Raw genomic sequence first — 17,863 nt, 5'->3', positions numbered from 1 at the left:
GATTTCATGGTTTTCAGAAGCACGACAAAGGAAAACCCCCAACCACGAGGGCGGGGGTTGACCTTGTAAGGACCGAACGGCCCCAGTGTTCACGTCCCTGTCTGATCCCCTGGAAAACCCGAAGGACCAGATCGGGAAACGCCTCAAAGCTACCTCGCGGTAAGGCTCAGAGTGCGCCTTCGCGTTGCGCTTTCTTGCGCGCGAGTTTACGCGCACGGCGGATCGCTTCAGCTTGCTCGCGAGCTTTCTTAACCGACGGTTTCTCGAAATGTTGCTTAAGCTTCATTTCACGGAAAACGCCTTCGCGCTGCAGCTTCTTTTTCAGAGCACGGAGTGCCTGTTCGACGTTATTGTCGCGGACGCTGACCTGCATGTGGTTGTCACCACCTTCCTAAGCTAGAGTTGCACATATTTGTGCAGGCCCGGCGCGCATAACAGATGCAGGGGCTCCTGTCCACCTTTCGACCTGCGGAGACGATGATGGAAGCGGCGATTGCAAGGGAAAAACTGCTGGATGCGGCCCTGGCGCATGTGGCGTTCGATGGCTGGTCCGAGACCACGCTGAAGGCGGCGGCGGCTGATTCGGGGGTGGCGCCAGGCCTTGCGGCTGCACTCTTCCCGCGCGGCGGGATCGATCTGGCGCTGGCCTGGCATATGCGGGGCGACCGCGAGATGGCGCGGATCCTTGCCGAAGAGGATCTGGCCGCGCTGCGCTTTCGCGACCGGGTGGCGCGGGCGGTGCTCCTGCGGCTGGAAATCGCGGATCGCGAAGCGGTGCGGCGGGGCACCACGCTTTTCGCGCTGCCCCAGCACAGTGCCGAGGGAAGCCGTGCCATCTGGGGCACCGCAGATGCGATCTGGACCGCGCTTGGCGATACATCGGATGATCTGAACTGGTACACGAAACGCCTCAGCCTCTCGGCGGTCTATGGTGCCACGGTTCTGTTCTGGCTGGGCGATGACAGTACCGGCCTTCAGGCAACGCGCGACTTCCTCGACCGCCGCATCGAAAATGTGATGCAGTTCGAGAAAGCGAAAGCAGCCCTTGCCAGCAACCCGATCGGCAAGGCACTGATGGGGGGACCGCTGAAATTCCTCGGCCGGATCCGCCCTCCCGTCCTGCCCGATGATCTGCCGGGCCAGGAGGCCAGGGGCGGCAAAGGCCCCCGCCCGTTCTGATCCGCCCTCCGCGCCCTTTCCGCGTCACTGACCCGCCCCCCGCATCCCTGCCCGCAAAGACAAAGCAAGCCCATGCCCCTTTCCGACAAACTCTCTGATTCCATGCAGGCCATCGAGATCGTCGCCCCCGGCGGCCCGGATGTGCTGCAACCCTGTACTCTGCCCGTGCCGGTCCCGGGCCATGGCCAGATCGTGATCCGGGTGGCCTATGCCGGGGTGAACCGCCCCGATGCGCTGCAACGCGCCGGCGCCTATGCGCCGCCCGCCAATGCCTCGCCGCTGCCCGGGCTGGAATGTTCCGGCACGGTGGTCGAGACTGGCCCCGGCGTCTCGCGCTGGAAAATCGGCGAGACGGTCTGCGCGCTGCTCCCGGGGGGTGGTTACGCGGAATATGCGCTGTGCCACGAGACCCATGCGCTGCCGGTGCCCCAGGGCATGTCGATGAAAATGGCCGCCTGCCTGCCCGAGACCTGCTTCACCGTCTGGTCGAATATCGTGATGCGCGGCGGGCTGCAGGCGGGCGAGAAATTCCTTGTTCACGGTGGCACTTCGGGGATCGGCACCACGGCGATCCAGATTGCCAGAGCACTCGGAGCACGGGTCTTCGCAACCGCTGGCAGCGATGAGAAAGCCCAGGTCTGCCTCGATCTTGGCGCAGAAGCCGCTTTCAACTATCGCACCCGTGATTTCGTGACAGAAATGCGCAAGCTGGGCGGCGCGGATCTGATCCTCGACATGGTTGGCGGCAGCTATATCCCACGGAATATCAAAGCCCTCGCCGATGATGGCCGCATCGTGCAGATCGCCTTCCTGCAAGGCGCCAAAGCCGAAGTGAATTTCGCCGAGGTGATGATGCGCCGCCTGACCATCACCGGCTCGACCCTTCGCCCGCAAAGTGACATCGCCAAGGCCCGGATCGCGCGCGACCTGGAACGCGAGGTCTGGCCGATGATCGCACGGGGCGCGCTGAAAGTGGTGCTCGACAGCGAATTCACACTTGGCGACGCCGCCAAGGCGCATGAGCGGATCGAATCCCCCGGCCATATCGGCAAGATCGTGATGAAGGTCGAGAATTCCTGATCCGGGCGCGGGCTGCCCCCTGCATCTGTGGCGGTTGTATCCCGATCAGGGGAATGCAACCTCCTCCTGACTTCCGCCGGAGGCTTCCGGAGTGTGGCTTTCAGCGCACCGCGTCGAGCACTGCGTCTTTCAGCCGGCAGTCGCGGATCGCGTCCTCGCCGCAGCGGCGCGGCGCGAGATCTTTGGTGAGACAGATCCGAACCTCGCGAATGGCACCGCCCTGGCAGATGACGGTGACCTGATCGGGTTTCAGCCCCGGATTTGCCTCAAGAAAAGCGCCCTCGATCACTTCGGCGGGCACTTTCAGTGTCTTTGACATGCGGGCAAAGACCGGCGGGATTTCGACTTTTTCATAAGCCTCGCGTGCCTTTGCGTAATAGTCCCCCGGCGCGAGACCCGAACAGCGCCCATGCTTTTTCCACTGGTAAAAGGCATAGCCCGCGCCCCCCATCACATCCGCCATTGCGGCCGATTCAGAACGCGTCGGATCGCGCTCCACCGTGCGACAGTAAGATGGCCAGCCCTTTTCCTTTTGCGGCCAGAGCCCATGCAGCACAAAGGTCAGCCCGCGCCCGATATCGCATTGCGGATCGCGGCGCGCATCGCCTTCGGCCTCGCACCAGCCCGCGGACCAGGACAGCGCCATGACGTAATAGTCGAAATCGCCCGCCCTCTCGCCCTCGGCTTTCGCCGGAAAGACAGTCAGCAGGCACAAGGTGACGAGCGACAGGATCCGCAGCAATTTTACTTTCCCTCAGGCAGGAATCGCACTATACGGCAGGGTAATTCCCCGACATCGGAGAACGTGAACCAAAGGTTCACAGCCGTTTTCCCGGCGCGGGAGAGATTTGTAAAGGCCAACCCTGCAATCAGGGCAACAGCTGAAAGGAAGTCCTATGTCGAAGCCGATTATGGCCCGCGCGACCGCCGTCTGGCTGGTGGACAACACGACCCTGACCTTCAGACAGATCGCCGATTTTTGCGGCATGCATGAGCTTGAGGTCCAGGGCATTGCCGATGGTGATGTCGGTGGTGGCGTCAAAGGGTTTGACCCGATCGCCAATAACCAGCTTGAACAGGTCGAGATCGACCGTGGCGAGAAAGACCCGCTCTACAAGCTCAAGCTCAAGTTCAACGCCGCCGCTCTGGGCGAGGAAAAGCGCCGTGGCCCGCGCTATACCCCGCTCTCGAAACGCCAGGACCGCCCGGCGGCGATCCTCTGGCTGGTCAAGTTCCACCCGGAACTCTCGGATGGCGCGATTGGCAAACTTGTCGGTACCACCAAGCCGACGATCCAGTCGATCCGCGAACGCACCCATTGGAATATCCAGCATATCACCCCGGTTGACCCGGTCGCGCTTGGTCTGTGCCGCCAGTCCGAGCTGGATGCCGCCGTGCAGCAGGCCGTTCGCCGCAAGGCAGCCGAAGGCGGCGTGATGTCGGATGACGAGCGTCGCAAACTGGTTTCGACCGAGCAGAGCCTCGGCATGGAGCCGGTGGCGCGTGTCGAGACCGCTCTCACCGGGCTTGAAGTCTTTGGCGAGGAGCAGCCCGTCGAAGAGGAAGAAGCGGAAGAGAAAGACTTCTCGGATGCCGACAGCTTCTTCTCGCTGCCCTCGGGCGACAAGGATGAGGACGAAGACGACGAGTCTGAGCGTCGCTGAGCCACGATCCGCGCAGCAATCGTCCTGAACCGAGCAAAAAACCGGGCCCTGCGCCCGGTTTTTTTCTTTGTCTCGCCTTAGTTCAGCGATCTTTGCCATAGATGACAAAAGCGGATCAGCGGGGGCTGATCCAGTCTGATGTTTCTCTGGAACGTGGATGCTGCTGCCATGAAGCTGTCTCTGTTGCCGTCTCTGACGGCCGCCTTTCTTGCTCTGTCCTTACCCGCGCTCGCCTGCACGGCTGCTTCCGAGCGGCAGCAGATCCGCCAGGAATTCGCGCAATGGGTCAATGGATTGCGCGCGGAACGGGGCCTTGGGCCGCTGCGCCTCAACGGAACCCTTGACCGTGCCGCAAGGGGTCACGCCTGTGACATGGCGGTGAATGCCTTCATGAGCCATAGCGGCTCGAACGGCTCGTCGCTGAAGACGCGGCTGAAACGGGCGGGCTACGGGCTTAAGACCGCGACCGAGAACCTCGCGACCAGCAGTTCCGCGCCCAATTCGGCGACGCCGGCGCGGCTCTGGCTGAATTCGCCCTCGCATCTGGTCAATCTTCTCAATCCCAATATCACCGAGATGGGGCTTGAGATCACCGTGGCGCGCGGCAAGACCTATTACGTCTTTGTCGGCGGCCATCCGCGCCGCAGCTGAGCCCTATGCAGGCCAGTGCGCCCGGGCCAGGATCGGGGCGTCGCCTTCGGGCGGTGCCTCGCCTGTTTCCCAGGCGTAAAGACGGATGTGATCCGGGCGGATGCCATCAGGCCCGGCAATCACCTGCCATTCAAGGTGAAACCCCTCGGGGATCAGCCCTTCGGCCCAGAAAGTGATCTCTTCACTGTCCAGCGCCTCAGACGGCAGCGCCGGCCAGCCATCGACATCGCCCCAGAAAACCAGCGCCTCGATCTCCGGATCCGCACCCGCCAGACGTGCCAGCGGCTGCAGAAACAGCTCTTCCGGTGTCTTTTCCTGCGGCTTTTTCGGCGCCATATCGGCCTCCTGCGGGGTGGCCCGCATAAGCGGGGGCTGCGGACCACCCCGCTTAAGCGCGTGAAAGCGCAGCCTGTCAAGCATCCGCTTCCCGGCTGGCAAGGCGCGTGCTAGGTCTGAGACATGAGCCAGATCCCGTCCAAAGAGCAGATCCGTCAATGGATCACCGATAATCCCGGCCTGTCGTCAAAGCGCGACATCGCGAAAGCCTTCGGCGTGAAGTCCGATGAGCGGAGCGAGCTGAAACGCGTGCTGCGCGAGATGGAGGCCGAAGGGGATCTCGCGAAACGCGCGCGACGGTTCCTGCCGAAAGGCGAGCTGCCGCCGGTCGCGCTGCTGAAGGTGCTGCCGCCCGATGCGGCGGGCGATCTTTTCGCCGAAGCGATGGAGGAAGGCGTCGATCCCGATGCCGGCCGTATCCTGATCATCGCGAAAAAGGGCGATCCCACTCTGGGTGCCGGCGACCGGATTCTGGCCCGGCTCGCGAAGGTCGATCTTGACGATTACGTCTGGGAGGCGCGGCTGATCCGGCGGATCGGGTCGAACCCGCTGAAAGTGCTGGGCGTGTTCCGCAAAGGATCCGAAGGCGGGCGGATCGTGCCGATCGACAAGGGCCAGGATAAGGAGTGGCGGGTCCTGCCCGATGGCGATATGGGCGCGAAAGATGGCGAACTGGTCGAGGGCGAGGCCGTCGGAAATCGCCGCATGGGCCTGCCGCAGGCCAAAATCGTGGCGCGGCTGGGCGATCCGGCGGGTCCGCGCGCGGTCTCGCTGATCGCGATCCATCAGCATGGCATCCCCGATCAGTTCCCCGACAAGGCAGTGGAAGAGGCCGACAACGCGCCGCCCTTTACCATGGCGCATCGCGAAGATCTGCGGGATCTTGACCTTGTCACCATCGACCCCCAGGACGCCCGCGACCGCGATGATGCGGTGCTGGCGCTGGTTGATGACGAGCCGGGCAATCCGGACGGCTTTGTCCTTTGGGTCGCGATTGCCGATGTGGCGAATTATGTCCGCCCGGGCTCAGCCCTGGACCGCGAGGCGCGGCGCAGAGGCAATTCCACCTATTTCCCCGATCGCGTGGTGCCGATGCTGCCCGATACATTGTCGGGCGATCTGTGTTCGCTGCACGAGCATGTCGACCGCCCCTGTATGGCGGTCAGAATGCGGATCAATTCCTCGGGGCAGAAGATCGCGCATCGCTTTACGCGGGGCGTGATGCGGTCAAAGGGCAGCCTGGAATATGGCCAGGTTCAGCGCGCAATCGACGGCCAGCCCGACGCGGCGACGGGCGCGCTCCTGCTGCAGCTTAAAGTGCTTTACGCCTGCTATGACGCGCTGAAACGCGGACGGGCTTTGCGCCAGCCGCTGGATCTGGATCTGCCCGAACGCCAGATCGTTCTGTCAGATGAGGGCAAGGTTTTGTCGGTCGATTTCAAGGACCGGCTCGACGCGCATAAGCTGATCGAAGAATGCATGGTGATGGCGAATGTCGCCGCCGCCGAGGAATTGCAGCGGGTAAAGCAGCCTTTGCTGTACCGCGTTCATGAGGAACCCTCGCCCGACAAGCTGGAAAGCCTTCGCGAAGTCGCGGAAGGCTCCGGCTTTACGCTGGCTAAGGGGCAGGTGCTGAAAACCTCGCATCTGAACCAGCTGTTGAAACAGGCCGAAGGCTCGGAATTTGACGAGCTGATCAATATCTCGACGCTGCGCTCGATGACCCAGGCCTATTACGCGCCCGAGAATTTCGGCCATTTCGGGCTGGCACTGAAGAATTACGCGCATTTCACCTCGCCGATTCGCCGATATGCCGACCTGATCGTGCATCGCGCGCTGATCCGGGGGCTGGGGCTTGGCCCAAAGAACACGCCGGATGGCCTGTCGGATTTCGACATGGAGAACCTCGCCGAGACCGGCAAGCTGATCTCGGATGCCGAGCGTCGGTCCATGGCCGCCGAGCGTGACACGGTCGACCGCTATCTGGCCGCCTATCTCTCGGACCGGGTCGGTGCGGTGTTTACCGGCCGCGTCGCCGGGGTGCAGCGCTTCGGGCTTTTCGTGAAACTTGACGAGACAGGGGCCGATGGGCTGGTGCCGATCCGCGAGGTCGGGCGCGAATTCTTCCATTTCGACCCCGACAGCCAGACCCTTATGGGGGCCGACACCGGTCTGACCATCGGCATTGGCCAGAAGGTAAAGGTGCGCCTCGCCGAGGCCGTGCCGGTGACCGGCGGGCTGATCCTGGAACTTGTCGAGCTGGAAGACCGCGCTTTGCCTTCGGGGCGTGCCGCAAAGGGCCGGGGCCGCGCGCCCAAACGCGCGCTTGGCAAGGCACGGGCGGCCGAGGCCGCGAAACGCCGGGTGGTGAGGCGGCGGAAATGAAACGGCTTGCCCTTGCGGCGGCGGTGATACTGGCGCCTGCCGCCATGGGGCCGGCGGTTCAGGCCCAGACCATCGAAGACACAGAGGGCAGCACAGCCGTGGGGCGCGAGGTCGAAACTGCAGCGGGGTTCCACACCTGGATTGGCGAGTATCGCGGCAAGGCGCTGGAGGCCGGTGTGCCGGCAGCGGTCTGGGACCGCGAAATGCGCGCGGCAGAGTTCCTGCCCGATGTCGTGCGCCGTGACCGCAACCAGAATGAGTTTACCCGCACGATCTGGGATTATCTCGACATTGCCGTTTCCGACGAGCGGGTGGCGATGGGCCAGGCGGCGGCTGAGAAACATGCGGAACTTCTGGCCCGGATCGAAGCGAAATACGGGGTGCGCAAAGAGATTGTGCTGGCGGTCTGGGGGCTTGAGACCTCTTACGGCACCTTTCGCGGCAAGACCGACACCATCTCGGCGCTGGCGACGCTGACCTATGACGGGCGGCGCGAGGCGTTTTTCGGCGCGCAGCTGATTGAGGCACTGAAGATCCTTGAGGCGAGCGAGGTTTCCCGCCCCGATATGCAGGGCAGCTGGGCGGGCGCGATGGGGCATACCCAGTTCATGCCGACCTCCTGGCGCGATTATGCGGTGGATTTCGACGGTGACGGACAGCGGAACCTGTGGTCAGATGATCCCGCCGACGCCCTGGCCTCGGCGGCGCATTATCTCAGCCGGCATGGCTGGGCGCCGGGCGTCCCCTGGGGGATGGAGGTGCAGCTGCCCGAGGGGTTCGATTACGACCTGACCTCAGAGCGGGTGGTGAAGCCGGCAGCGGACTGGGCGGCGCTTGGGGTGAAGCCGGTGGCGGGGCCCTGGCCAGAGGGCGCGCGGGTGTCAATCCTGGTGCCTGCGGGAGCCAGGGGCGCGGCTTTCGCGATCTGGCCGAATTTCCAGGCGATCGAAAGCTACAACCCGGCCGATGCCTATGTGATCGCGATTGGCCATCTGGCGGACCGGATCGCGGGCGGCCCGCCCATTGCGACCACCTGGCCACGTCACTGGAAGGCGCTGACACTGGACGAGCGCAAAGAGGTCCAGCAGCTTTTGACTGCTGCCGGCTATGACGCGGGCGGTGTTGACGGACGGATCGGGCCAAAGACCGTGGCCGCGGTCAAGGCCTGGCAAAAGGCAGGCGGGATGGTCGCGGATGGCTATGCCAGCCCGGATGTGCTGCGCGATTTGCGGGCGCAGTAACGGGTCGGGGCGCAGCCCCCACACTGCCGGACCATTTCGGACAGGGGGAAGCCGGGGGTTAAAGCCCGAGAAGGCCGGGCAGATCTTTCATGGAATGAAAAAGCGGCACATTCAGGGCTTTGAGGCCTCTGGCGGGGGGCGTGTCTTCGCCATGCGCAGCAAAGCCGAGGCAGGGGATGCCTGCGGCGATGGCGGCGCGGGCGCCGGCCGGGCTGTCTTCGATCACAACACAGGCCTCTGGCGCCACGCCGCAGGCTTTCGCACAGGCGAGGTAAAGATCGGGCAGCGGTTTCGGCCTGCCGATGGCCTGGCCTGACAGTACGGTGCGGAACCGTGGGATAAGACCACGCGCGCCCAGGGTGATCTGCATCTTTTCGGGCGATCCGTTGGAGCCGACCGCATAGGGAATGCCCGCCGCATCCAGCCGGTCGAAGACCTGGAGAATATCCGGGATCAGCGGCACCCCGGCTTCAAGCATGGCATACATATTGGCATAGAGATCGGCGACCCAGCTTTCCGGCAGATCGGCCCCATTGGCACGGGCACGACTTGCGACATCCTCGACCGTTCCGCCGATATAATCGCGCTCAAGCTCTTCCAGTGTCAGATGAAAGCCGCAGCTGGCAAATTCAGCCAGCATGATCTGGAATGTCGGGCCTTCGCTGTCGACGATCACGCCGTCACAATCGAAGAGTACAGCAGCGGGAGGTGTCATGTCGTGATCCGGTTCTGGCGGGGGCGGCAATCTCTGCCCGGCGCTATCACCCATGGCCCCGGGCGAACAGCGCCCGGGCAGCATCAGATCGGGATTGTGTGATAGCGGTAACGCTCAGGCCAGGCCGGGCGCGCGCAGCAATGTGATCCAGGTCTCGCCATAGCGGCGCTGGTCGAGCAGCTCGAATGCTTCGGGCGGGGCGGGGGCGGTGCCCTCTTCCCAGACGATGATCGCGCCCGGGGTCAGCCAGTCGCCTGCCAGTGCCGAGGCGAGCGCGGCCTCGCCAAGCGCTTTGCCATAGGGCGGATCGAGAAAGACGAGGCCGTAGCCTGGCCCGCGATTGGGGCCGAGCTTTGTCGCATCGCGGCGCCAGACATCGGTGACGCCCATCGCCTGCATCTTTTCGATATTCTTGCGCAAAAGCGCGCGCGACGCCGCGCCGTCATCGACAAAAGCCACCCGCGTGGCCCCGCGCGACAAAGCCTCTAGCCCAAGCGCGCCAGTGCCTGCGAAAAGATCCAGCACCCGTGCCTCCTGGACCGGATTGCCATAGCCGCCATTCAGAAGCAGGTTGAAGATCGCCTCGCGGACGCGGTCGGATGTCGGGCGCAGATGCGCCTCGACATCCCCCTGCCCGACATCCGCGAGTTGCAGGCCGCGCCGCGCGCCTCCGATGATGCGCATTATTTGAGCAAGGCCTTCAGATCGGGTGCGGAGATGATGACCTCTGGCGCCGGAGATTTTCCGGCTTCGATCAGCCGCTTGCCGACCATATAGGCCCGCGCATCGCTCATCGCATCAACCGCGAGCAGGTCATCGCCCCGGTAATACCAGTGCGAGACGCCGCCGATTTCACGGGTGATCACCCGGTCATAGCCGATATTCAGCCCGGCAATCTGCAGTTTCAGATCATACTGATCCGACCAGAACCAGGGTTTCGCCTGATAGGCCTTTGCCGCGCCGAGCATGTTTTCCGCGACGATCTCGCCCTGGTCGATGGCATTGCCGACCGATTCCATCCGGATCCGGCCGCCCTTCCACGGAAAGGACGCGCAATCGCCCGCCGCCCAGATCGCCGGATCAGAGGTGCGGCCCTGCTCGTCCGTTGCGATGCCGTTATCCAGCGCGATGCCGCTGGCCTCGGCCAGTTCGGCGCCCGGTGAGACGCCTACCCCCACCACAACGAAATCAGCCGCGATCTCGCGCCCGTCTTTCAACAGGACACCGGTGACCGCCCTGTCCCCGAGAATGCGGTCAAGCGCGGTTTCCTCAAGGATCGTAACGCCCTGCTCGCTATGGGTTTTGCGAACGAAATCGGCAGTCTCGGCGGCGGCGACTCGGCCCAGGATGCGCGGTGCTGCCTCGATCAGGGTGACGGTGAGCCCGAGTTTTTTGGCAACCGCCGCCGCTTCCAGACCGATATAGCCGCCGCCGATCACGACGAGGCTGCGGCCAGCGGTGAATTCCGCGCGCATCCGGTCGACATCGCGCAGATTGCGCACGGTGAAGACGCCGTCCAGATCACCGCCGATGGCAGCGGGCAGGCGGCGCGGGCTTGATCCGGTGGTCAGCGCCAGCTGATCATAGGGGATGGTCTCGGCCCCGACCGTCACGGTTTTCGCGGCGCGGTCGATGGCGGTCACGGGCGCCCCCAGACGCAGGGTGATGTTGTTTTCTTCCCAGAATTCCGGGCCGCGCAGCCAGAGACGTTCCTGCTCCATCTCGCCCATCAGATAGGCTTTGGACAGCGGCGGGCGCTGATAGGGCGGCGCGGCTTCGTCGCCGATCATGGTGATCGGACCATCGGCGCCAAGGTTGCGCAATTTTGCCGCCAGCGCCGCTCCGGCCTGACCGGCGCCCACTATCACCACCCTCATCTTCCGCCCCCTCTGGAATGTTACGCGACACAGCCTATAACTTCCCGGGCAACAGGCGCAACGCGCGAGGAGACACGTAATGTCGCAAATCACTGTCGGGGCGAAACTGCCCGAAGCGAAGCTCTTGAAACTGGGCGCCAACGGACCGGAAGCCGTGGATCTGGGCGAAAAGCTCAAGGGCCGCAAAGTGGTGATTTTCGGTCTGCCCGGCGCCTTTACCGGCACCTGCACCACCGCCCATGTGCCGAGCTTTATCCGCACCGCCGAAAAATTCGCGGCCAAAGGCGTGGCAGAGATCATCTGTGTCTCGGTCAATGATCCTTTCGTGATGGATGCCTGGGCGAAATCGACCGGGGCGGACAAAGCGGGGCTGAGCTTCCTCGGCGATGCGGATGGCTCTTTCACTAAGGCGATCGGTCTGGAATTCGACGCACCGCCCGCCGGTCTGCTGGGGCGTTCCAAACGCTACGCGCTGCTGGCCGAAGATGGCGTGGTCAGGGTGCTGCATCTTGAGGCCTCGCCGGGTCAATGCGAGATCTCGGGCGGCGAAGCGCTGCTGGCAGAGGTCTGATCCCTAACGCGGGTGCCTTTCGGGGGCACCCGCCCGCCCCGACAAAGATCGGACGGGGATCGAAAGGGACCGGGCTTCAGCGGCCCTGCGCCCTCATCTCGCAAAGGCAGAGGATCGGCGCGCCATGGTCTTCTATAATCACAGCTCCTGGGGCGATCCGGTCGAGCCGCTTTGCCAGGTCGATATCCTGAGCGCTCAGGCCATTGACGTCATGGGTCGTCAGGGTGACATCGACAATATTATATCGATTTGACCAGTCGGGATGGTGGTTCGCGCGTTCCGCCGCAAGCGCCACGCGGGTCATAAAGCCCCAGGCCTCGGAAAAGCTGCGGAATTTCCAGATCTTGCGGATCGCATCCTTGTCCGGCGCCGCCTTCCAGCCCGTCGCATCCAGATCAGGAAGCAGCGTCTGGCGCTCTTCCCGGGTGAGCAATGCGGTCATGGCAAAGGGCCCCTCCTGAAACAGAAGATCAATGGCAGGCTATTCGTCCCCGGTGCTGCGACGGAAGGGGCCGTATTCCGTAAGGATCCCGATCTCTTCATCCAGCGCAAGCGATTCGCGGCTGACGAAATCGGCGACCGCCCGGCGAAACCCGGGATCGGTGATCCAGTGCAGTGACCAGGTTTCCTGGGGCAGATACCCCCGCGCAAGCTTGTGTTCGCCCTGGGCACCGGCCTCGACCCGTTGCAGCCCCTGCGCGATGGCAAAGTCGATGGCCTGATAGTAACAGAGTTCGAAATGCAGCGCCGGATATTCCGCGAGCGCCCCCCAATAGCGCCCGAACAACGCGTCCCGCCCGATGAAATTCAGCGCGCCGGCCACCGGTGTCGCGCCATCGAAGGCAAGGACCAGCAACATGTCGTCGCGCATCGTCTCGTGAAGGGCGGTAAAGGCGGCGCGGGTCAGATAGGGACGGCCCCATTTGCGCGCGCCGGTATCCTGGTAAAAGGCCCAGAAAGCGCTCCAGTGTTCGGGCAGGATCTGATCGCCGCTGAGCGCGTGAATGGTGAGGCCATGGGCGCGCGCCGCCTCGCGTTCCTTGCGGATCATCTTGCGCTTGCGCGAGGACAGATCGGCCAGGAAGTCGTCAAATGTGGCATAGCCACGATTAAACCAATGGAATTGCTGGCTCTTGCGGGGGATAAGGCCCTGAAATCCGCTCAGCGCCTGCGCCTCTTCAGGCGTGCAGAAGGTGACATGCAGCGAAGAAATCTGATTGCCGGCGGTGATCGAAATGGCGGCTTCGGCCAGCGCCTCGCGGTGTTGGTCGGGGCCAAGAAACCGGCGGCCGCTGACCGGGGTGAAGGGCACCGCCGCCTGGAGCTTGGGGTAATAGCGGCCGCCGGCACGCTCATAGGCCTCGGCCCAGCCATGATCGAAGATATATTCCCCCTGGCTGTGGGTCTTGAGCCAGAGCGGCAACAGTGCCGCCGGGCGCCCCGCATCGGACAGAATCAAAGGCTTTGGCAGCCAGCCGGTCTTTCCCCCGGTCGAGCCCGAAGCCTCCAGCGCCATCAGAAAACGATGCGTGGTGAAAGGGTCGATGGGCCGGCCATCTGCCTGTTCCGGCGCAGCAATCGCATCCCAGGTGGCAGCAGGGATTTCGGTCAGGCTTTCGGCGAGGGTAATATCGGCCATCGCGATCCTGTTTGCGGCGCGGGGAGCAGGTGTTTGGTTTAGATGGGTCGCACAAGGTGCTGATCAAGCCGGAAGCGGCGCGGAATAGCCTTCAAAGGTGACATTCTGCGCGATTTCACGGGCCTTTGCCTCGGCCTCGGGTGACCGGATGGTCCAGCACAGGATCGCCGCGCCCTGGGCCTTAAGCTCTGCCACGCGCTGGCGGGGCAGGTCTGCGGCCTCATGGCTGATAAAGGACGCATCGGTGCGGGCAAAATCCGGGATCTCGCGCAGATGGTCGCAAATGGCAGGGTCCAGCGGCGTCCAGTCCTCAGCGTCATAGGCCGAGGTGGTGATCCCCCGCGCGATCCCCGGCGCGAGCCGTGCCATATGGGCGATGGAATGCGGGTTGAAGGACATCACCGCAACGTCACCCCGGTAATCGGCCAGCTGCCGCGCCGTCTCGGCCTCCAGCCGCCCGTCAGTGTCGGACATGGTCAGGGTCTGGTCCTTGATCTCGACCAGGAGCGGCACCTGACCCGCGACAAGATCAAGCACTTCAGCAAAGGTCGGGATCCGGTCCTCGCTGTCTTTCAGCGTGATCCGGGTCAGATCAGCCGCGTTGCGAGCATTCAGCGGCCCGGTCTCATGCGTCAGACGGTCGAGATCTTCATCATGAAACACCAGCGCCACGCCATCCTGCGACAGCTGGAGGTCGATCTCGATGGCATAGCCGGCGCTTATGGCCGCCCTTATGGCGGCGGGAGAGTTCTCGATGATCCCCCTGCTGCGGTCATGCAAGGCACGATGCGCGACCGGCAGGCAAAGCAAAGACGGCGGCAGAGGGACCCGGGTCATGATCAGGCGATCTCGAAAATCGCGTCGATCTCGACCGCCACGCCCAGCGGCAGCGAGTTCGACGAGACGGCGGCCCGGGCATGGCGGCCTTTGTCACCCAGCACGTCAACCATGAAATCCGAGGCGCCGTTGATCACCTTTGGCTGATCGGTGAAATCGGCGGTGGAATTAACGAAACCGGTCAGCTTCACCAGCCGGGTGATACGGCTCAGATCGCCACCACAGGCCACTTTGACCTGCGACAGGAGCGAAATCGCGCAGCGACGCGCTGCAGCCGCACCCTGTTCGACCGAAAGCTCGCTGCCCAGTTTGCCTTTGATCGGGCCGTGTTCATCGGCGCTGATCTGGCCCGAAATATGGACGAGATTTCCGGTCTGGACGAAACCCACGTAATTCGCGACCGGGGCAGGCGCGTCAGGAAGGATAACGCCAAGCTCTTTCAGGCGGGCTTCGATGGACATGGGATTCTCCGCTGATCAATGTCGCGGCAGAGCCTATCCGCAGGCCGCCCGGGCGACAAGCCGGGCGCGTCGGAAACGATTTCTTTCAAGAAATCGTGCCGGAGCCTCTGCAGGCTCCGGTTCGGAGTTTTTATAAAACTCCGGCTCAGCTCTCGCGGAACGCGCGATTGAAATAGTCCATGAAGGGTTTGACCAGATAGCCGATCGGGGTGCGGGGATCGGTCTGGATAAAAGCTTCGACCGGCATCCCGGGCATCAGCTGCAGATCCCCCAGTTTGTCAATTTCTCCGATATCGAGCACGATTTCGACCCGGTAGAAACTGGCACGGGTCGTCTGGTCGCTGAAAGCATCGGCCGATACGACCGTCACCTTGCCCAGAAGATGCGGCGTTGTGCGCGACGAAAAGGCCGAAAAGACCAGCTCCACCGGCTGGCCGACATGGACCTGGTCGATATCAATCGGCGAGACCTGGGCCGCGATCACCAGCGGGCGATCCTGCGGCACGATATAGAGCAGCGGATCCGCCGCCCGGATGACCGCCCGCGGCGTGGTTACGCCAAGACCCAGCACAATCCCCGAGACCGGCGTGCGGATATCGAGCCGCGCCACCTGTTCGCGCAGCGCGCGGCGGCGTTCCGCCAGTTCCAGCTCCATCGGGGCGATCTCGCGCAGCCGGTCGGTCGCCTCTTCCCGGCGACGGATGTCGATACTGCCGATCACCACATTGATTTCGGTGATCCGTTCCTCAGCCTGGGCGCGGGTCGAGATCAGATCCCCGGTCTGACCCAGAAGCCGCGCCTCTTCGCGTTGCAGCGCCAGCACGGAAGCCATCTGGGTCAGCCCGCGTTCCAGCAGGCTCTTCTGGCTGGTCAGCTCCTGGCGGATCAGGTCAAGTTGGATCCGGATCGCCTCGGATTGTGCGTCGATCCCGGTGATCCGCGCCTGAATCTGGCCGATCTGACGCCCCAGCTGCTCGGCCTCTTTCGCCGAAGTCGCAAGCCGTGCTTCGAACAGGCTGATCTGACCGTCGATCTGACCCTGGACCTCGGGGCGGGCCTTCGCCTCTTCCCGCAGCGCCTCGGGGAAATCGAGCACCGGGATATTGTCGCGCTCCGCCTCCAGCCGCACCCGTTGTGAGATCACCTCGGTGAGCTGACCTTCAACAATCGCCAGTTCACTGTGCAAAAGCGTTCCGTCCAGCCGGATCAGTATATCGCCGGCCTCGACCCGCTTGCCCTCATTCACCTCGATCGAGGCCACAACCCCGCCATCGGGATGCTGGATCACCTGACGGTTCTGCTCTACCTCGATCTGGCCACTGGCCACGATGGCGCCCGAAAGGCTTGCCATTGCGCCCCAGATGCCGAAGCCGCCGATCAGGGCTAAAAGGGCTGCGAAACCGATGATCAGCGGGCGGTGCATGGGCCATTGCCGCAGGCCGGGGGCGCTGCCGGGGTCAGAGTGGCTCATTGCACACCTCCCTGGCTGGCCGGGATCTGCGCACCCTGCCCCGGGCGGACGATGTCGCCGGCATTTTTCACCGCCTCGCGCAGCACCTGGTCACGCGGGCCGAAATTCTGCACTATCCCGTCTTTCATCAGCAGCAACAGGTCACATTCCTGGATCGCCGCCGGACGGTGCGCCATGATGAACACCGCGCAGCCATCGGTTTTTGCCTGGCGGATCGCCTGGTTCAGCGCCAGTGAACCATCATTGTCGAGGTTGGAATTCGGCTCATCCAGCACCAGCATCACCGGATTGCCGTAAAAGGCCCGTGCGAGGCCAATGCGCTGGATCTGGCCACCGGAAAGCTGGCCGCCCATGCTGGTCACCTGGGTGTCATAGCCCTTGGGCAGATGCAGGATCAGATCATGCACCGCTGCCTTCTTCGCCGCTTCGACGATCCCGGCGGGATCGGCATTCTCATCGAGCCGCGAGATATTTTCCGCAATGGTACCGTCAAACAGTGTCACCCGCTGCGGCAGATAGCCGATATAGCTGCCCAGCAAATCGGGATCATATTGATCCAGCGTCGCCCCATCGAGCCTGACCGTCCCTGCCGCAGGTGGCCAGACCCCGCAAAGTGCGCGCGCCAGCGAGGATTTCCCCGAGCCCGAAAGGCCTATCACTCCGATAGCCTGACCGGGATCGACCCGGAAAGACACGTTCCGCAGAACCGGCCGCGGATCACCAGGCGGCAGAACCGCAAGACCCGAAACCTCGATCCGGCCGGTCGGACGCGGCAAGGCGGTGCGGTTCACCTCACGTGGCACTTCGGCTAAAAGCTTGCCCAGACGATCCCGCGCCGCCCGCGTTCTGGCCAGCATCGGCCATTGCCCGATGGTCTGTTCAATCGGCTGCAAAGCCCGCCCCAACAGGATCGAACCCGCAATCATCGCCCCCGGGGACAGCGCGTTTTTCAGCACGAGCCAGGCGCCAAGACCCAGGATTGCCGATTGCAGGAACAGCCGCAGCGTCTTGGTCAGAACCGAATAGCCACCCGACCGGTCCGCCAGCTCCATCCCTCGGATCAGCGCGCGGCTGCGCAGGTGATACCAGCGGGTAAAGGCATTGCCGCTCATCCCGAGGGACCGCACCAGTTCGGATTCGGATTTAAGGTTCTCGGCCTGGCGGTCGGCGGCGAAACTGGCCAGCGTGGCCTGTTGGGTGATGGTATCGGTGGCGCGCTGATTGGCCCAGGCCAGCAAGAGCAAAAGAAGCGCCGCGCCAACCGCAAACCAGCCCAGCACCGGATGGAAGATGAACAGGGCCGCGATAAAGATCGGGGTCCAGGGCAGATCCAGCAGCCCCTGCAGCAGGGGCGAGGCCCAGAAGCGCGCAATCGCCTCCAGATCCGACTGGGCGGCACGGGCTTCGGTATCCATCGGCGCAACCGAGAGCCTGCGAAACGAGGCCGCCAGCACCCGCTTGTCCAGCGCCTCCTGGAACCGCGCTCCGATCCGGGCCAGGATGCGCGCGCGGGCATGGTCCAGAAGCCCCATCACCGCGAACAGGAACACCATCAGCAGCGTCAGCGCGATCAGCGTCGGCTCGGATCTCGACAGCAGTACGCGGTCATAGATCTGCAACATGTAAAGCGGCGAGGTCAGCATCAGAAGATTGGCGAAGACCGAGAAGAGAAATGCCGCCGACAACGCCCCCTTTGAGAGGGACCGGACCGAGGAAAGCTCATTCAGCCCGGATTGCGAGGTGCCTTGGACCAATG

General features: G+C 63.6%; 19 protein-coding genes. 7 read left to right on the top strand and 12 right to left on the bottom strand.

From position 1 onward, the window contains the following. Nucleotides 1-166: 166 nt before the first annotated feature. On the bottom strand, nt 167-373 hold the full coding sequence (gene rpsU / locus M3484_RS07025) for a 30S ribosomal protein S21 (protein WP_082400860.1): 207 nt from the start codon (nt 371-373) through the stop codon (nt 167-169). Between the two features lie 107 nt (nt 374-480). Between rpsU and M3484_RS07020 the strand changes: the two genes are divergently transcribed. Together M3484_RS07020 and M3484_RS07015 are read left to right on the top strand one after the other, a co-directional pair. Continuing rightward, nucleotides 481-1,179, top strand: a complete 699-nt coding sequence (locus M3484_RS07020) for a COQ9 family protein (RefSeq protein WP_249496312.1) — start codon at nt 481-483, stop codon at nt 1,177-1,179. A gap of 72 nt (nt 1,180-1,251) precedes the next feature. Continuing rightward, nucleotides 1,252-2,259, top strand: coding sequence for an NAD(P)H-quinone oxidoreductase (locus M3484_RS07015; protein WP_092899993.1), 1,008 nt, complete (start codon nt 1,252-1,254; stop codon nt 2,257-2,259). 100 nt (nt 2,260-2,359) lie between these two features. Here the strand turns inward: M3484_RS07015 and M3484_RS07010 are convergent, their stop codons facing one another. Beyond that, on the bottom strand, nt 2,360-3,001 hold the full coding sequence (locus M3484_RS07010) for a ribonuclease T2 family protein (protein ID WP_249496311.1): 642 nt from the start codon (nt 2,999-3,001) through the stop codon (nt 2,360-2,362). Nucleotides 3,002-3,155: 154 nt separating this feature from the next. On the opposite strand from M3484_RS07010, the gene M3484_RS07005 reads away from it, so the two are divergent. Both M3484_RS07005 and M3484_RS07000 read left to right on the top strand, forming a co-directional pair. Continuing rightward, nucleotides 3,156-3,923: a DUF1013 domain-containing protein gene (locus tag M3484_RS07005; protein ID WP_249496310.1), complete on the top strand. Its 768-nt coding sequence runs from the start codon at nt 3,156-3,158 to the stop codon at nt 3,921-3,923. 168 nt (nt 3,924-4,091) lie between these two features. Next, complete coding sequence (locus tag M3484_RS07000) at nt 4,092-4,574, top strand: CAP domain-containing protein (RefSeq protein WP_171909558.1); 483 nt, start codon at nt 4,092-4,094, stop codon at nt 4,572-4,574. 3 nt (nt 4,575-4,577) lie between these two features. Here M3484_RS07000 and M3484_RS06995 read toward each other — a convergent pair whose 3' ends face one another. Next, complete coding sequence (locus tag M3484_RS06995; protein WP_249496309.1) at nt 4,578-4,910, bottom strand: hypothetical protein; 333 nt, start codon at nt 4,908-4,910, stop codon at nt 4,578-4,580. Between the two features lie 123 nt (nt 4,911-5,033). Here M3484_RS06995 and rnr point away from each other — a divergent pair, with 123 nt between their 5' ends. Next, on the top strand, nt 5,034-7,295 hold the full coding sequence (rnr, locus tag M3484_RS06990) for a ribonuclease R (RefSeq protein WP_249496308.1): 2,262 nt from the start codon (nt 5,034-5,036) through the stop codon (nt 7,293-7,295). Beyond that, nucleotides 7,292-8,536: a lytic murein transglycosylase gene (locus M3484_RS06985; protein WP_249496307.1), complete on the top strand. Its 1,245-nt coding sequence runs from the start codon at nt 7,292-7,294 to the stop codon at nt 8,534-8,536. Before rnr ends, M3484_RS06985 begins: the two co-directional genes overlap by 4 nt. A gap of 58 nt (nt 8,537-8,594) precedes the next feature. On the opposite strand, the gene M3484_RS06980 is transcribed toward M3484_RS06985, so the two are convergent. From M3484_RS06980 to M3484_RS06970, 3 genes are all read right to left on the bottom strand, one after another. Further along, nucleotides 8,595-9,251, bottom strand: a complete 657-nt coding sequence (locus M3484_RS06980) for an HAD family hydrolase (RefSeq protein ID WP_249496306.1) — start codon at nt 9,249-9,251, stop codon at nt 8,595-8,597. A gap of 114 nt (nt 9,252-9,365) precedes the next feature. Continuing rightward, on the bottom strand, nt 9,366-9,935 hold the full coding sequence (gene rsmD / locus M3484_RS06975; RefSeq protein ID WP_249496305.1) for a 16S rRNA (guanine(966)-N(2))-methyltransferase RsmD: 570 nt from the start codon (nt 9,933-9,935) through the stop codon (nt 9,366-9,368). Next, the gene (locus M3484_RS06970; protein ID WP_249496304.1) at nt 9,935-11,128 is read right to left on the bottom strand and encodes an NAD(P)/FAD-dependent oxidoreductase; all 1,194 of its coding nucleotides are present in this window, start codon (nt 11,126-11,128) and stop codon (nt 9,935-9,937) included. Before M3484_RS06970 ends, rsmD begins: the two co-directional genes overlap by 1 nt. A 79-nt stretch (nt 11,129-11,207) precedes the next feature. Here M3484_RS06970 and M3484_RS06965 point away from each other — a divergent pair, with 79 nt between their 5' ends. After that, nucleotides 11,208-11,699 (top strand): peroxiredoxin, encoded by a 492-nt coding sequence (locus tag M3484_RS06965; protein ID WP_092900012.1) that lies wholly within the window; start codon nt 11,208-11,210, stop codon nt 11,697-11,699. Nucleotides 11,700-11,775: 76 nt separating this feature from the next. Here the strand turns inward: M3484_RS06965 and M3484_RS06960 are convergent, their stop codons facing one another. The 6 genes from M3484_RS06960 to M3484_RS06935 form a co-directional block, all read right to left on the bottom strand. Continuing rightward, complete coding sequence (locus M3484_RS06960) at nt 11,776-12,141, bottom strand: 4a-hydroxytetrahydrobiopterin dehydratase (protein WP_249496303.1); 366 nt, start codon at nt 12,139-12,141, stop codon at nt 11,776-11,778. Nucleotides 12,142-12,180: 39 nt separating this feature from the next. Further along, complete coding sequence (locus tag M3484_RS06955) at nt 12,181-13,338, bottom strand: GNAT family N-acetyltransferase (protein WP_249496302.1); 1,158 nt, start codon at nt 13,336-13,338, stop codon at nt 12,181-12,183. A 63-nt stretch (nt 13,339-13,401) separates the two neighbouring features. Continuing rightward, nucleotides 13,402-14,175 carry a glycerophosphodiester phosphodiesterase family protein gene (locus M3484_RS06950; RefSeq protein WP_249496301.1) on the bottom strand — a complete coding sequence of 258 codons (774 nt, stop codon included), beginning with the start codon at nt 14,173-14,175 and terminating at the stop codon, nt 13,402-13,404. Nucleotides 14,176-14,177: 2 nt separating this feature from the next. Then, nucleotides 14,178-14,636 carry a RidA family protein gene (locus M3484_RS06945; protein WP_092900020.1) on the bottom strand — a complete coding sequence of 153 codons (459 nt, stop codon included), beginning with the start codon at nt 14,634-14,636 and terminating at the stop codon, nt 14,178-14,180. 145 nt (nt 14,637-14,781) lie between these two features. After that, nucleotides 14,782-16,107 carry an HlyD family type I secretion periplasmic adaptor subunit gene (locus tag M3484_RS06940; protein ID WP_249496300.1) on the bottom strand — a complete coding sequence of 442 codons (1,326 nt, stop codon included), beginning with the start codon at nt 16,105-16,107 and terminating at the stop codon, nt 14,782-14,784. After that, a complete protein-coding gene (locus M3484_RS06935) occupies nt 16,104-17,861 on the bottom strand; it encodes a type I secretion system permease/ATPase (RefSeq protein WP_249496299.1) in 1,758 nt (585 codons plus the stop codon). Before M3484_RS06935 ends, M3484_RS06940 begins: the two co-directional genes overlap by 4 nt. Nucleotides 17,862-17,863: the final 2 nt, after the last annotated feature.

Source organism: Pseudomonas sp. GX19020 (genome assembly GCF_023371075.1).
GTDB lineage: Bacteria > Pseudomonadota > Alphaproteobacteria > Rhodobacterales > Rhodobacteraceae > Pseudogemmobacter.
The sequence above is the reverse complement of the archived record's forward strand: the minus strand, read 5'-3'. Positions and strand labels throughout refer to the sequence as shown.

Coding starts and splice junctions, on each gene's coding strand:
- M3484_RS07005 (WP_249496310.1), top strand. CDS start 3,156: ATGTCGAAGCCGATTATGGCCCGCGCGACCGCCGTCTGGCTGGTGGAC.
- M3484_RS06940 (WP_249496300.1), bottom strand. CDS start 16,107: ATGAGCCACTCTGACCCCGGCAGCGCCCCCGGCCTGCGGCAATGGCCC.
- M3484_RS07015 (WP_092899993.1), top strand. CDS start 1,252: ATGCCCCTTTCCGACAAACTCTCTGATTCCATGCAGGCCATCGAGATC.
- rpsU (WP_082400860.1), bottom strand. CDS start 373: ATGCAGGTCAGCGTCCGCGACAATAACGTCGAACAGGCACTCCGTGCT.
- M3484_RS06960 (WP_249496303.1), bottom strand. CDS start 12,141: ATGACCGCATTGCTCACCCGGGAAGAGCGCCAGACGCTGCTTCCTGAT.
- M3484_RS06970 (WP_249496304.1), bottom strand. CDS start 11,128: ATGAGGGTGGTGATAGTGGGCGCCGGTCAGGCCGGAGCGGCGCTGGCG.
- M3484_RS07000 (WP_171909558.1), top strand. CDS start 4,092: ATGAAGCTGTCTCTGTTGCCGTCTCTGACGGCCGCCTTTCTTGCTCTG.
- M3484_RS06980 (WP_249496306.1), bottom strand. CDS start 9,251: ATGACACCTCCCGCTGCTGTACTCTTCGATTGTGACGGCGTGATCGTC.
- M3484_RS06945 (WP_092900020.1), bottom strand. CDS start 14,636: ATGTCCATCGAAGCCCGCCTGAAAGAGCTTGGCGTTATCCTTCCTGAC.
- M3484_RS07020 (WP_249496312.1), top strand. CDS start 481: ATGGAAGCGGCGATTGCAAGGGAAAAACTGCTGGATGCGGCCCTGGCG.
- rsmD (WP_249496305.1), bottom strand. CDS start 9,935: ATGCGCATCATCGGAGGCGCGCGGCGCGGCCTGCAACTCGCGGATGTC.
- M3484_RS06965 (WP_092900012.1), top strand. CDS start 11,208: ATGTCGCAAATCACTGTCGGGGCGAAACTGCCCGAAGCGAAGCTCTTG.
- M3484_RS06985 (WP_249496307.1), top strand. CDS start 7,292: ATGAAACGGCTTGCCCTTGCGGCGGCGGTGATACTGGCGCCTGCCGCC.
- rnr (WP_249496308.1), top strand. CDS start 5,034: ATGAGCCAGATCCCGTCCAAAGAGCAGATCCGTCAATGGATCACCGAT.
- M3484_RS06950 (WP_249496301.1), bottom strand. CDS start 14,175: ATGACCCGGGTCCCTCTGCCGCCGTCTTTGCTTTGCCTGCCGGTCGCG.
- M3484_RS06955 (WP_249496302.1), bottom strand. CDS start 13,338: ATGGCCGATATTACCCTCGCCGAAAGCCTGACCGAAATCCCTGCTGCC.
- M3484_RS06995 (WP_249496309.1), bottom strand. CDS start 4,910: ATGGCGCCGAAAAAGCCGCAGGAAAAGACACCGGAAGAGCTGTTTCTG.